The sequence below is a fragment of the Chitinophaga sp. 05T412 genome (assembly GCF_056396465.1).
This window is the reverse complement of sequence record NZ_JBFTLN010000012.1, coordinates 195,790-208,836: the sequence shown is the minus strand read 5'-3', so window position 1 is coordinate 208,836 and position 13,047 is coordinate 195,790. Positions and strand designations below refer to the sequence as shown.

10 protein-coding genes are annotated in these 13,047 nt (G+C 47.3%); 6 read left to right on the top strand and 4 right to left on the bottom strand.

The genetic code is table 11. The features are described from left to right. Nucleotides 1–116: 116 nt before the first annotated feature. The 3 genes from AC1DFM_RS24865 to AC1DFM_RS24855 all read left to right on the top strand — a co-directional run bounded on the left by AC1DFM_RS24865 (nucleotide 117) and on the right by AC1DFM_RS24855 (nucleotide 3,148). Nucleotides 117–1,142 carry a sensor histidine kinase gene (locus AC1DFM_RS24865; RefSeq protein ID WP_477079476.1) on the top strand — a complete coding sequence of 342 codons (1,026 nt, stop codon included), beginning with the start codon at nucleotides 117–119 and terminating at the stop codon, nucleotides 1,140–1,142. Nucleotides 1,143–1,187: 45 nt separating this feature from the next. Beyond that, nucleotides 1,188–1,940 (top strand): LytR/AlgR family response regulator transcription factor, encoded by a 753-nt coding sequence (locus AC1DFM_RS24860; RefSeq protein ID WP_477079475.1) that lies wholly within the window; start codon nucleotides 1,188–1,190, stop codon nucleotides 1,938–1,940. Nucleotides 1,941–2,014: 74 nt separating this feature from the next. Next, the gene (locus AC1DFM_RS24855) at nucleotides 2,015–3,148 is read left to right on the top strand and encodes an FG-GAP-like repeat-containing protein (RefSeq protein WP_477079474.1); all 1,134 of its coding nucleotides are present in this window, start codon (nucleotides 2,015–2,017) and stop codon (nucleotides 3,146–3,148) included. Nucleotides 3,149–3,236: 88 nt separating this feature from the next. Here the strand turns inward: AC1DFM_RS24855 and AC1DFM_RS24850 are convergent, their stop codons facing one another. After that, entirely contained in the window at nucleotides 3,237–3,461 is a 225-nt protein-coding gene (locus AC1DFM_RS24850) for a hypothetical protein (protein WP_477079473.1), read from the bottom strand. 130 nt (nucleotides 3,462–3,591) lie between these two features. Here AC1DFM_RS24850 and AC1DFM_RS24845 point away from each other — a divergent pair, with 130 nt between their 5' ends. From AC1DFM_RS24845 to AC1DFM_RS24835, 3 genes are all read left to right on the top strand, one after another. Further along, nucleotides 3,592–4,071, top strand: a complete 480-nt coding sequence (locus tag AC1DFM_RS24845; protein WP_477079472.1) for an inorganic diphosphatase — start codon at nucleotides 3,592–3,594, stop codon at nucleotides 4,069–4,071. Nucleotides 4,072–4,336: 265 nt separating this feature from the next. Next, a complete protein-coding gene (locus tag AC1DFM_RS24840; protein ID WP_477079471.1) occupies nucleotides 4,337–6,979 on the top strand; it encodes a PAS domain S-box protein in 2,643 nt (880 codons plus the stop codon). A 138-nt stretch (nucleotides 6,980–7,117) separates the two neighbouring features. Then, entirely contained in the window at nucleotides 7,118–7,633 is a 516-nt protein-coding gene (locus AC1DFM_RS24835; protein ID WP_477079470.1) for a response regulator, read from the top strand. A 7-nt stretch (nucleotides 7,634–7,640) separates the two neighbouring features. Here the strand turns inward: AC1DFM_RS24835 and AC1DFM_RS24830 are convergent, their stop codons facing one another. The 3 genes from AC1DFM_RS24830 to AC1DFM_RS24820 form a co-directional block, all read right to left on the bottom strand. Beyond that, nucleotides 7,641–9,995, bottom strand: a complete 2,355-nt coding sequence (locus AC1DFM_RS24830; protein ID WP_477079469.1) for an ABC transporter permease — start codon at nucleotides 9,993–9,995, stop codon at nucleotides 7,641–7,643. A 31-nt stretch (nucleotides 9,996–10,026) separates the two neighbouring features. Next, nucleotides 10,027–10,239 (bottom strand): hypothetical protein, encoded by a 213-nt coding sequence (locus AC1DFM_RS24825; protein WP_477079468.1) that lies wholly within the window; start codon nucleotides 10,237–10,239, stop codon nucleotides 10,027–10,029. Nucleotides 10,240–10,453: 214 nt separating this feature from the next. Further along, nucleotides 10,454–12,928, bottom strand: a complete 2,475-nt coding sequence (locus AC1DFM_RS24820; RefSeq protein ID WP_477079467.1) for a YfhO family protein — start codon at nucleotides 12,926–12,928, stop codon at nucleotides 10,454–10,456. Nucleotides 12,929–13,047 lie beyond the last annotated feature (119 nt).

Here is a 13,047-nt window from a genome sequence, read left to right as displayed (position 1 = left end):
TGTTTTTGAAAGTAAGCCGGAGCTAGAAAAGAAGAACTGCGTATGCAACAAGTCAGTAGTACTACGGATACTGCTCTCCGCTGAATGACCTACCTTAGTTTTCACAATCCCAAAAGATGTACGAACGAAAAATAAGAGGGTATGCCCCGCTTTTTCTTTTCCTGTTCCTCTTGCTTTTTTTCTATAGTATGCTGATTCATGATAAGGATTCTGCCGTGAATTGTATACTGATATCCCTGTTTTATGCCGTGGCAGCCAGCGAGGCAGGGCGGTTCCTGGTGTTGTTTTCCCGCCGCAAATGGCCTGGTAATCGTAATATGGTAAAACGGCTACAATTGATCATTGCCATAGGGATGCCGCTATTAGGTATACTGGCGTTGGCTAATCAGCTTTTGGGGAGATGGATTGGCTTTTATGACCAGGTAACAATGGGTGATTATGCCTTCATGGCTGGTTTGACGATTCTCTGTAGCCTATTGGTGGTAGGGGCTTACGAAGGATTGTATTATGTGGCACAATGGAAGCTGTTGTTCATAGAATCACAGCGGCTCAAAAAAAGTAATCTGGATAGCCAGTACCAGTTTTTGAAAGATCAGGTAAAGCCTCATTTTCTATTTAATAGTTTAAATACCCTCAGTGCTTTAATTGTAAATGATCCTGTAAAGGCGGAATCATTTGTAGAAGAGATGGCAGCGGTATACCGGTATCTCCTGAAAAAAAATAGCCGGGAGCTCACTACTTTCCGGGAAGAACGTGTTTTCCTGGAATCCTATCTGCTGATGCTCCGCACCCGTTTTGAGGATTCGCTGATTGTGCAGATTGACGTGGCGTCCGGGAAGGAACAGTACCTGTTGCCGCCCTTTGTATTACAGCTATTAATAGAAAATGCCGTGAAACATAATATTGTGTCGAGAGATAAACCATTGACGATTACCATTTTTTCAGATGAAGAAGACAACCTGCATATTCAGAACAACTTACAGCCGAAGACCCACCGGGAGCCATCCGATAAAACAGGATTACAAAATCTGCGGACCCGCTACCAGCTGTTGAAGAAAGAACAAGGGCTCCGGATTGCCGCAACAGGCGGCTTTTTTACGGTGGTAATTCCCCTGATACAGACGAATATCTATGAAAATTAGTGGCCGGTTTATTCCGCTCCCCATTTTTTACAAACTGTAACGAACATGAATGCGTTGATTATTGAAGACGAAACACTGGCAGCAGACCGCCTCATCAAGATGTTGTCTAAAGACAATGAAGACATCAACGTGATGGCAGTATTAGATACGGTAGAAAAATCCGTTGCCTGGCTACGCGAAAACCCAGGCCCGGACGTGATCTTCCTGGACATTGAATTGGGAGATGGTAATAGCTTCGATATTTTTGAAGAAGTAAGCGTCAATGCACACGTCATTTTCATCACGGCCTTTGATGAATATGCGATCCGCGCCTTTAAGTATAATAGTATTGACTATTTGTTGAAGCCATTGAAGAAGGTGGATTTGTCGGTTGCACTGACCAAGTTCCGGCAATATTATGCGTTAACAGGAGGGGAGATTGACATGTCGGTGATTGTACAGGCGTTACGTAGAAAAGAATACAAGTCCCGCTTCCTGTTGGCTGCCGGCTCCCGGCTCTATTCTATGAACGTGGGCGAAGTAGCGTTTATATATACCCGTGAGCGGCAGCATTACCTGAAAACCTTTACCGGCCGGGATTATCTGATAGATAGTAACCTGGATGAGCTGGAAACACAGCTGGACCCGGCTCATTTCTTTCGCGTGAACCGCCAGTTTATTATACATCATCCGGCCATTGACCAGGTATTTGCCTGGTTTGATGGAAAAATAAAGTTACAGGTACAGCCAGTAGCTTATGAAGATATTATTATCAGCCGTTTGAGAGCGACGGATTTTAAGCGGTGGCTGGGTAAATGAGTCTTACAGGATACTACAGGATAGTTTATTCCGGGTGTTCATTATCTTGTTGAGATAACTGATTCTACGCCGATATGAAAAAACGACTGATACCCACTATCGCCGGCTTACTGTTAGCCAGCAGCCTTCCCGCCCAGCAACACGCTATCCCCTCGCTGTTATTCGAAAAAAAAATGGTGGCGGCAGAAAGTTATGAATCGGTGGCCGTGTTCGACGTGAACAACGACCATATACCTGACCTGGTATCCGGCGCCTTCTGGTATGAAGGGCCTGCTTATTTTAAGCGCCATTACATAGGTCCGGTGAAGCAATTTGGCGAATATTGGGACGATTTTTCCACCATTCCTTTTGATGTAAATGGAGATGGGCGCATGGACTTCATTACCGGTGGCTGGTTTGGTAAAACGCTGGCATGGAAAGAAAATCCGGGGAATGATAGTGAGTGGAAGGAGCATGTGATGGCTACCCCCGGAAATATAGAAACCACGCGTTCCTGCGATATTGATGGAGATGGCATCCCGGAAATCATCCCCAACACCCCTAACGACCCACTGGTTATTTATCGCTACAACAAGGCCACGCATGCGTTTACCGCTCATAAAATACTGGACCGTAAATCAGGACATGGCCTCGGTTTCGGTGATATCAATGGAGATGGCCGTATTGATATCATTTTGCCGGAAGGCTGGGTAGAAGCCCCGGCAGCGCCTTTCTCCGCGCCCTGGACGTTTCACCCGGAGTTTAACCTGGGCACTGCCAGTGTACCCGTGATCGTTACAGATGTTAACAAAGATGGATTAGCCGATTTAATTGCAGGCCAGGGGCATGATTACGGACTGGATTGGTATGAGCAGCATAAAGATCCTGCAACCAATCAACGCAGCTGGATCAGACATGCCATTGATCCTAACAATTCTCAATACCATACCATGTTATGGACGGATATAGATGGTGATGGGCAGGAAGAACTGGTGACCGGAAAGCGGTATCGCGCACATAACGATCATGATCCGGGGTCGGCAGATCCTTGTGGCATTTATTATTTTAAGTGGAATGGAGAGTCATTTACCAAACAGGTAATTAGTTATGGGGAGAAGGGAGCCGGTCTTTACTTTGAGGTACATGACCTTACCGGCTCTGGCCGAAAAGATGTGATAGTAGCAGGGAAGGATGGATTATTCATTTTTTATAATAAAGGAAATAAATAAGTCGGGCGGCACCGGTGGATGCTGTTGGTTGTGGAGGCACTACGTGTTGCCCTTACCGTTAGTCCCGTATTTTTAATCATTTGATTTTTCAGTCGTGGTGTTGTGCCTGCCAGGCCTCAATGGCGACGCCTATGGCTTCGGTCTGTGATGTTTCGTTATCCTTTCCTTCTTCGAACCAGTGACTGGCGCCTTCATTGTCCTGCTTTCTGTGCAGGTGAATGGTCTTATCCCGGAGGCGGACAATAAAAATATTTTCATCCTGGCGGGTAACGCCAATATCGTGGCCTTGCAGCTGTATATGGAAGTCGCTCATGATAATCATTTTGTAATTTTCGTACAATCATTATGCCCTCCTGTGTATTATATGGCTGTTGGTTGATGCTTTTTTTGTTTCTTCGCAGTCGAGTCCTCTTTATCCTATTATTGACCAACAAAATGTGCGTATGATCATTAAAGAGTTACCTGTTGTCATTGAAACCCCGAAAGGGAGTAGTGAAAAATATGATTTTGATCCGGCATCCCGTTTTTTTGTGCTCAACAAGATTTTACCTGCCGGGATGGTTTTCCCTTATGATTTTGGTTTTATCCTCGGTACCAGAGGAGCCGATGGCGATCCGTTGGATGTCATGGTGATTTCAGAATTTAAAAGTTTCCCTGGTTGCCTGGTGAAGTGTCGGCTGTTGGGCGCTATTAAGGCGGAGCAGCGCGAAAGAGATGGGACGGTGGTGCGAAACGACCGCTACATTGCGGTGCCCGTCGTATCTAAAGTCTTTAAGGGCGTAGATGCGGTGTCGTCTCAAACCATCCGGGAAATAGAGCATTTCTTTATTGCCTATAATGAACAGGAGGGTAAACAGTTTACCCCATTGGGATATATTGAAGCTGCGCCGGCCTATGAGCAGATTAAATTTCCGGATAAGTAGCTAATCCGGGACTGACACGATTATTGCAACTACGTGGTGAAGCGGGAGCGGATGGACCATGTTGGTTGTAAAAGATGACTGGTCCAACACCCCGAAACTGTTAGCAGCAGGAAAGGAACCGGATAAATGAAGAGGGATCAAACGCAGACTACCAGCTATTTGATGTGCATTTTTTTACCCAGTTTTTTTACTGATTGTGGAATTTTAAGACAATAGCCTGACAGCCATCAACCAGTACATCTTTTATGACTTTATTCTTTGTACAATGTTAAACGCCCCGATAGAGGCGGCTTTCCGTGAACCAGTCGGCAGGGTGGATGACTGCCTGTCCGGTGGAGGAGAAGCCGGTGAACTGATCCGCTCTTTTGATTGGACAACTTCCAGCCTGGGCCCGGTGGCTCAATGGCCGCAGTCGTTGAAAACAGCGATACGTATTTTGCTGGCCTCCCCGCAACCTATGTTCTTATGGTGGGGAGAGGAAGCCATCCACATACATAATGATGCCTGCCGGCAGCTCTTAGCTACGCACTATCCTGACTCATTGGGCTTACCAGCCGAAATTGCCTGGAGCAGTTTATGGGATCAGTTACAACCCCGTTTCAGCAGCCTTATGGCAAGAACAGCTAACCTGGCAGATACCTCATTGCTACAGCTGGTACCACGGGAAGGACTACACTATCATTTTAATGCATGCGCCATTCCGGATGAATCCGGCCAGGTGGCTGGCATCCTGGCGATTGGTGCCCTATGGCATCAGCCATCTCCTGTCACTTTTGTGAAAACGGATATCAGCAGCTTTACAAGTGGGTTGCTGTCGCACTTTGAGCCAGTGATCCGGCAGGCGAAACTTACCMTGGTCACCAATTTTGCAGTAGTCAATGCGGAAGTATATGTAGACAGGGATATGTGGGAGAAGATTTTGTTTACCCTGCTGACTAACGCCCTCAAATATACGTTGCGCGGCGCTATTGCTGTAAGATTGACGCAGCAGAAAGAGACCATACAATTGTCGGTATCCGATACCGGCATGGGGCTCAGCCCGGCCCTGATGACGGCAGTACGGGAAAGCCTCCTTCGGGAAGAAGCAGACAATAAAGGACTTGCTTTGGTAAATGAGCTGGTAATGCAGCATGGTGGCGAACTACAAATGAGTAGCGTTCCCGGGGAAGGTAGCTCCTTCCTGGTAACGATCCCGGTGGGAAAGGCGCACCTGCCGGCAGATAAAGTGACGGATGGATATGGCACCGTGGTATATAAACAGTATGAAGATTTCCTGTCTGGTGTCGTCGCTGATATCCGTGTGTCCAAAGAAAGGAGACTCCAGGAAACAGGGGTAGACGCTTACCGCCAGGTGATTGAATGTTTGCCCGCAGCCGTTTACACCTGCGATAAGTATGGCCGTATGCTGTTGTATAATGAAGCAGCCGTAGCCCTTTGGGGCCGCGAACCCGTAGCCGGTGTAGACATGTGGAACGGCGCATGGAAAATTTATCAATCCGATGGCATCACTCCCATGGCTCCGGAAAATTGTCCGATGGCACAGGCCATTAAAACCGCGACAGCAGTTTCCGGACGCACTATATTGATAGAACGGCCAGACGGCAGCCGCCGGATCATCGCACCCTATCCCGTGCCTCTATTTGATGAAGACGGAGAACTCACCGGCGCCGTTAACATGCTGGTAGATGTTACACAGGAGAAAACAGTGCACGAACATTTATCCAAACTGGCCGCCATCGTGGAAAACTCAGATGATGCCATTGTCAGCAAAACGCTGGATGGTCTAATCACCAGTTGGAATCCGGCAGCAGAAAAACTATTCGGCTATAGTGCGGCAGAAATGATCGGGCAATCCATTACCGCCATTATCCCTCCTGATAAACTGGACGAAGAACCCAAAATTATTGAGGTACTAAAATCCGGACAAAGGGTAGATCATTTCCAAACCAAACGCATGACAAAAGAAGGGGAGATCAGAGACTTTTCTTTAACTATATCTCCCATAAAAGATATCAATGGCAACGTAATAGGGGCCTCTAAAATCGCCCGGGATATTACGCAGCAGCAACAATTGTTTTCCGCCCTGGAGGAAAGTGAGGCCAGGTACATTCAGCTCACCTTAAAGCTGGAGGCAGAGATAGAGCAGCGAACCAAAGAACTGCAGGATGCCAACTACGATCTCGAAAAATCAAACCGGGAGCTGGAACAGTTTGCCTATGTGACCAGCCACGACCTGCAGGAGCCGCTTCGGAAGATTCATACTTTTGCCGGCATGCTGCATAATGTCAACAAAGACATCCTTTCAGATATCTCCCGCATGTATCTTGACAAGGTGATGTCCAGTGCCAAACGCATGTCGCAGCTGATCAATGAATTGCTTGATTACTCCCGCCTGGTACATGTAAAGGAACCATTCGCAGCAACAGATCTCAATGAAATATTAAAGAACGTACTGATAGACTTTGAAGTACCAGTTAGCCTGCATGACGTACAACTGGAAGCAGGGGAGCTACCACATTTATTGGTTAGTCCGCTGCAGATGAATCAGTTATTCCACAACTTGTTGGGAAATGCGCTCAAATTTTTATCACCGGGCAGGCAACCGCAGATAAAAGTATATGCGGAACCGTTATCTGCTGCTGAATTGGCTCGTCTGCCAGACCTGGACCCGGATGTACCGTACTGGGTAATCGTAGTAAAGGACAATGGAATAGGATTTGATCAGATGTATGCTGCGAAAATTTTCCAGATTTTCCAACGGTTAAATGAAAGAACAGCGTTTGAAGGTACGGGCATTGGCCTCGCTTTGTGCAGTAAAATTGCCATGAATCATAAAGGCCATATTTACGCGAACGGAAGGCCGGGAGAGGGCGCGGAATTCAGGGTTGTTTTACCGGTTCATCAGTAGCCATGTTGTTCTTTTGTTAATTATTGGTGTTTTTTGAATGAAGCTGTTTTTAAGGGAACTTCCAAATTTTTTCCAGAACATTTACAGCCGTAATTTTGCACCAAAACCCAGACACCCTACCATTAAAACTACCCTGCGATGAGAGAGAAATTGTCGTCTTTATTAATTGACCCGGACCGCGACCGGCGTAACCAGTTTTATCTTGCACTGGACCTTTTACAGATTAGCAAAGCATGTATAGCTCAGGATAATACCAGCAAGGCGCTGGATTATCTAAAAAAGCAATCCGGCTTTACACCGGATTACATTTTTTTAGACAGCTTGCAACCTTCAGATGAAGCAGTTTTATTTTTACGGGAGCTGAGAAAAATAAAGCGGTTGAAGCAGGTTCCGCTGATCTGGTATGCGGCGTCATTTAACGCTGCACAGGAGCAGGCCATGTTGGAAGCAGGCTTTGCAGCCGGTTTGGCGAAGCAGGAAAACGGGCTGCTGTTGAAGGAAAACCTGCGCATCCTGTTCCAGAGCGATTTGCAGGAAACCGTGGTGCCAGATGAAATGTCTGCTGCTGCCCGCTTTAAGATGAAGATGAAAGATGTGCTGTTGCAAACGCAGCAATTACTGGATACACCGAAACACGTACTTTCTCCCCGCTAAGCGATGATTATTCCATTTGCAATGCTTTTACAGGATTGGCTGCTGCAGCTTTGAGCCCCTGGTAGCTGATAGTAGCCAGGGCCACAAAGATGGTGAGTACACCTGCCGCCAGGAACATCCACCATTGTAATTCAACGCGGTAGTCGATACCTTTTAAGGCCAGTTGCATCGCCAGTATTGCCAGTGGCACCGTAATCAGAAAAGCCAGGAAAACAGGTTTCAGAAACTCCTGTGCCAGCATAAACCAGATACGTGCTGCACTGGCGCCCATAATTTTCCGGATACCAATTTCTTTGGTGCGCCGCTCTGCCAGGAAGGAGGATAACCCAAATAATCCCAGGCAGGAAATCAGGATCGCGAGGCTGCCCGTCCAGTTCAACATAAACCCGGACGACCGGATACCATTGAACTTCTGTTGATAGGCCTCTTTGATAAAGTGAAACTCAAAAGGAATAGCCGGGTTACTTTTTTTAATCGCTGCTTCAATTTTTACCAAAGCTGTTTGCGGGTTGGTAGTTTTTTGCAACCGCACAAAGAGATGGTCCAACGGGCCAGTGCTCAGGAGCACCATCATCGGGTTGGCCGCCTCATAAGGATCGTTTGCAACGAAATCTTTTACCACACCAATAATGGGATGATTATCCAGCAGGGTACCAATGACAGGTTCCTTCAATCCCATGCGTTTCACCGCCGCTTCATTCACGAGGCAACCAATGGAATCACTTCCATATTCCGGGCTGAAATCGCGTCCGGCAGCGAGTTGCAGTCCGGCAGTTTTTATCCAGTTGTATTGTACCCAGGTAAGTGTCACCGGGAAATTCTGGTCGGCCGTTTTGCCAGGCCATTGAATGCCATCGGTGGCGCCGCCGAATCGCAGCAGGTCATCTGATCCCGCCGATACCTGTTCTATTTCCGGGATGCGGGAAAACTCATTGGTGATCTGTGTGAACTGACGATTCATGTCACCCCGGACTGGTATTTCGATCAATTGATCCTGGTTGTAGCCCACTGGCCTGTTTTCTCCGTATTGGATTTGCCGGTAAAGTACAATGGTAGTGATGATGAGAAAAATAGAAATCACAAACTGAAAAGTTACCAACGCCTTCCGGAAGAGGCCCCCTCCACGTTGCGTTACCACAGGGCCTTTCAATACTTTTACGGGTTGGAAGCTGCTCAGGAAAAATGCAGGATAACTACCTGCTACCAGGCCCGTAACAAAGGTCAGCAATACGATGCCCAACAAAATTTGCCAGTTGCCCATACCCAGCGCCATACTTCTGCCGGATATCCGGTTCAAGCCGGGGATGGCTAGTTTTGCGAGCAGCAGGCCCAGGAACATGGCAAGGAAAGTAATCAGTAATGCCTCTACCAGAAATTGGAAAATGATGGTTGTCCTGGACGCGCCCAGCGCTTTACGCACACCCACTTCGCGGGCACGGCGTTCAGAACGGGCGGTGGAGAGGTTCATGAAATTGATACAGGCAATCAATAAGATAAACAGCCCAATGGTGCCCAGTAACATGATTATCTCAATGCGGCCGCCGTTGGGACGCCCGTTTTTGAAATCACCATACATGCGTATGGCTGAAAAAGGATACGCAAACAAATAGTGCTCCGCATCATTGGCGGCAGCAGTTTGTTTGGATACGTTTTTCAACTTGTTGTTTAAGGCGTCTAAACTACTGCCTGGCTGGAGTTGTACCCAGGTGGTCAGCCGGTAGTTATCCCACTTTTCTATCCATTCAGCGTTCTCCTTTTCAAAAAGGCGGAAGGGGAGTACGACATCGAATTTAGTGGTGCTGTTGGGTGGTACATCCCGGATGATGGCGGCCACTTTCAGGTCGTATAGGTTGTTGTACTTCAAAATCTTGCCCATGGCATCTTCCCGGCCAAATATTCTGCTGGCGGCACTTTGGGTGAGTACAATGTTGCCTGGCTCTTGCAGGGCCGCCACAGGATCACCACTGACAGCCGGAAAAGTAAACATTTTAAAGTAGGCAGGATCGGTGTAAATGCTGGATTGGTAAAGACTTTTGTTGCCTACCACCATCAGGCCTTGCCCCGCAAAAGCGCTGCGGGAAGCATATTTAACTTCCGGCAGGTCCTGCACCAGTTTTTTCATCAGCGGACCCTGTGTTACCGGGCTGGTGTGCCAGGTACCTTCCTGCTGGCGGTTTTCCATGATCCGGAAAAGACTGGCGCTGTTTTGATGAAAGGCATCAAAGCTGAATTCGTCGTTGATCCAGAGCAGGATCAAAATGCCGGTGGCCAAACCAATGGAAAGGCCGCCGATATTAATCAAAGCGGATAATTTGTTTTTCAGGAGACTTTTCCATCCGTTTCTCCAATAGCTTTTGAACATAGATAACAGTTGTTTAAGGTTAAACGCTGGTTCATTTTTCTACAGAACAACCACAAGAAGGATCAGGAGCGGGAAAGAGAGGTATCTTCTCTATATAAGATGGTAAATAGTATGGATATACGAAAGAGGCGTCCTTGTTTTGGAATGGCGTGGGCCGGGAGGCCTCCGGCCGCCTTCCTTCTTCCATGCGCCGGCTGAGTGGCGGCAGGAAGAAGGAAGTAATGGGAGAGGGTATGTTTTTCATACGAGGTAATGTTTGGAATCAGTAACTATCCAAAAATTACCACAGATGAATGGTAGTGTTATTCAAATGTGACTAAAGCATCACATTCTGTGATGAACCGGGAATAGCTGTTAGCAATTAGCAATTAGCTTTTAGCAAAATGCAGCGGAGATATAAACGTAAGTGTGATGATACTTTGCATATATCTCCGCTGCATTTTGCTAAAAGCTAATTGCTAACGCCTAACAGCTAGTGCGGTCCATGCAAAGCCAATAGCAACTGCTATCAACAAAAACCAGGAGGAAATGGCCGCAATTTTTCTTCCCAGGAAGAAAGTGGCGGGCTCAAATTTGAACGTGATATCATGTTTGCCGGCAGGGATTTTCAGGCCGCGTAGCGCATAGTCCACCCGGATAATGTCCACAGGCTTTTGATCTATGAATGCTTTCCAGCCGGCAGGATAATAGATTTCTGAGAATACACCCAGTCCCTCGCTGGTATTTTGCGAAGTATATTGCAACTGGTTCAATCCGTACTTCGTTAGCACGATGCTGGCGTTGCTGTCGGCCACTGGCGCAAATGTGCCGGTAACGGGCTGGAAACGTTTATCTATCACGGCGGTATCTTTCGGATTGAAGTGATCCAGTGTTTGCATTTCTGTATTGGCGTCTGGTACCCAGTTGATGGCTTTCACAAACCAGGCATTACCCAATGCACCAGGATTCAGTTGCGCCACAGGCTGTCCTGTTTTTTGATCCGGTACAATGAAGTATTTGGTGTTGAGCATATTGAGCACCGCCTTATTATTTTTGGTGAGCTGGTGCTCAATCAGATCTTCGTAGATCCACAATTTAGCCGGGCTTTGTCCACCTACTGATTTATGAAAATAGGAGGTGTTGGCATCCAGGAAGGGATTGGTAGTAAGATTGAAGACCCGGTAATAAGGATCTTTATCTTTCAGAATTTGTTCATCGGCGGGCGATGGTGTTATAAAATCAGCCAGTGGCGCTTCGCTGAAGCTGTCTTCACTCATATAGGATTTATCCACCTGGAAGCTATCGAACAGCACGGCCACGGTAATGATGGCAACTGCTATGACGGCTTTCATTTTTCCTTTCAGGAAATACCACATGGCCGCAAAAGCAATGAGGATGAGTATCAGCGCCCGGATACCATCAGCTCTTAACAAAGCGCTACGGTCCTGTTTGAGGGCGCCCAATAGTTTGGCGGCAGGGATCTCGCCACCCAGCATCTGAGTATATCGTGCCAGCAAAGCATTGTCGCCAGGACCAGCAAAAGGATACAGGAAACTACCAATCAGGCCGAGTAATATTACCAGTCCGCCGGTTACAAACAGGGCCAGTTTCAGGTGTTGTTGTAACAGTGCTTTCGGCTGATGACCGTATATCAGTTCCTGTAAGGCCCAGCAGGCCAATATCACCATAGATACCTGCGGGATCACCAGCGCCATAGTAGGAGCGCGGAATTTACTGTACAGGGGGAGATGATAAAACAGGAAGTTATTGACCTCCGGGAAATTATCCCCCCAGCTGAGTACGATGCCCACTATAGTAGCCGCTACCAGCCACCATTTGTGCCAGCTCTTAATAATGAAGAGTGACAAAACAAACAGGAAGCAGATAATAGCGCCTATATAAGCCGGACCTTGGGTGAACGGCTGGGCACCCCAGTACAGCTGCCAGCTGGCGCTGTTAACGGCTTCTTCTGCTTTGGCAGGAGGTATACCGATTTCAGTCAGGGTCCGATACGTATGAGAGCGGGTAGATAATTTGTCGTTGGACGAGCCACCTACCAGGTGCGGCAGCAGCAGGGTAAAGGTTTCTCCTTTACCGTAGCTCCATTGAAATGCATACTTGATATCGAGGCCGCCGGACTTTTTATGTTCCTGATCCTGTTGGTTCAGGGTGAGTTCCGACTGGCTGCCACGAATGGTATATTTCGTATACTCTTTCATGATCAGCAGGTTGTCCATGGCGGGGAGTACAGCGAGTACACCTGCGATGGCCAGTAGTACTGAAGCTTTGATGAAAGCTGGCAATTGCTTCTCCCGAAATGCATTAATACCTGCAGCCACCGCCAGGCATATGGCCATGAGTAAAGTATAATAAGTGATCTGCGGGTGATTGGCGTAAATCTGTACTGCCGCTGCCAATGCGGTTAAACAGGCGCCTGCCACATAACGCCCGCGATAGGCGAGTATCATTCCTGCCAGTACCGGCGCCATATACGCCATGCTCATTACTTTGGTGATGTGCCCGGCATCTATACTCACTACGGTGAAAGTGGCAAAGCCATAGGCAATAGCACCCATGATGCGTATCCAGTATTTTACGTCTACCACTGCGAGGAATATATACATGCCCAACATCAGCACAAAAAACATATCGGCCGGATTGGGCAGCCACAAGGTCAGTGCTTTGTTGAGAACACCTATCCTGTTGGTAGAAGGTCCGGTGAAGATCACATAAGACGGCATACCGCCAAACATGCTGTTGGTCCACATTGGTAAATCGCCGGTGGCCTTGTAATAATCCCATGCTTCTTTCGACATGCCCTCAAAGTGCATCATGTCTGATTGAAACAATTGTTTGCCTTCCAGTACCGGGCTGCAAAACGCCAGCGCCAGTCCCACAAATATCACTACTGCTGCAATATGAGGAAGAAAAGCTTTAAGCCAAGTTGATTTCATATATTGTTGATTGTCTTTTAATTATAACTGGTTATCTGAAGTCGATTCTAATGAAAAAAGGCCTTTGCTTAAAGTGATGCTTTAAGTTGATTTAAAGTGATACTTGAAGCAAAAAGTAA

Bases quoted from the DNA above. Each gene is read 5' to 3' on its own strand.
- AC1DFM_RS24825 (WP_477079468.1), bottom strand. From the start codon at position 10,239: ATGAAAAACATACCCTCTCCCATTACTTCCTTCTTCCTGCCGCCACTC.
- AC1DFM_RS24855 (WP_477079474.1), top strand. From the start codon at position 2,015: ATGAAAAAACGACTGATACCCACTATCGCCGGCTTACTGTTAGCCAGC.
- AC1DFM_RS24835 (WP_477079470.1), top strand. From the start codon at position 7,118: ATGAGAGAGAAATTGTCGTCTTTATTAATTGACCCGGACCGCGACCGG.
- AC1DFM_RS24830 (WP_477079469.1), bottom strand. From the start codon at position 9,995: ATGTTCAAAAGCTATTGGAGAAACGGATGGAAAAGTCTCCTGAAAAAC.
- AC1DFM_RS24850 (WP_477079473.1), bottom strand. From the start codon at position 3,461: ATGAGCGACTTCCATATACAGCTGCAAGGCCACGATATTGGCGTTACC.
- AC1DFM_RS24865 (WP_477079476.1), top strand. From the start codon at position 117: ATGTACGAACGAAAAATAAGAGGGTATGCCCCGCTTTTTCTTTTCCTG.
- AC1DFM_RS24845 (WP_477079472.1), top strand. From the start codon at position 3,592: ATGATCATTAAAGAGTTACCTGTTGTCATTGAAACCCCGAAAGGGAGT.
- AC1DFM_RS24820 (WP_477079467.1), bottom strand. From the start codon at position 12,928: ATGAAATCAACTTGGCTTAAAGCTTTTCTTCCTCATATTGCAGCAGTA.
- AC1DFM_RS24860 (WP_477079475.1), top strand. From the start codon at position 1,188: ATGAATGCGTTGATTATTGAAGACGAAACACTGGCAGCAGACCGCCTC.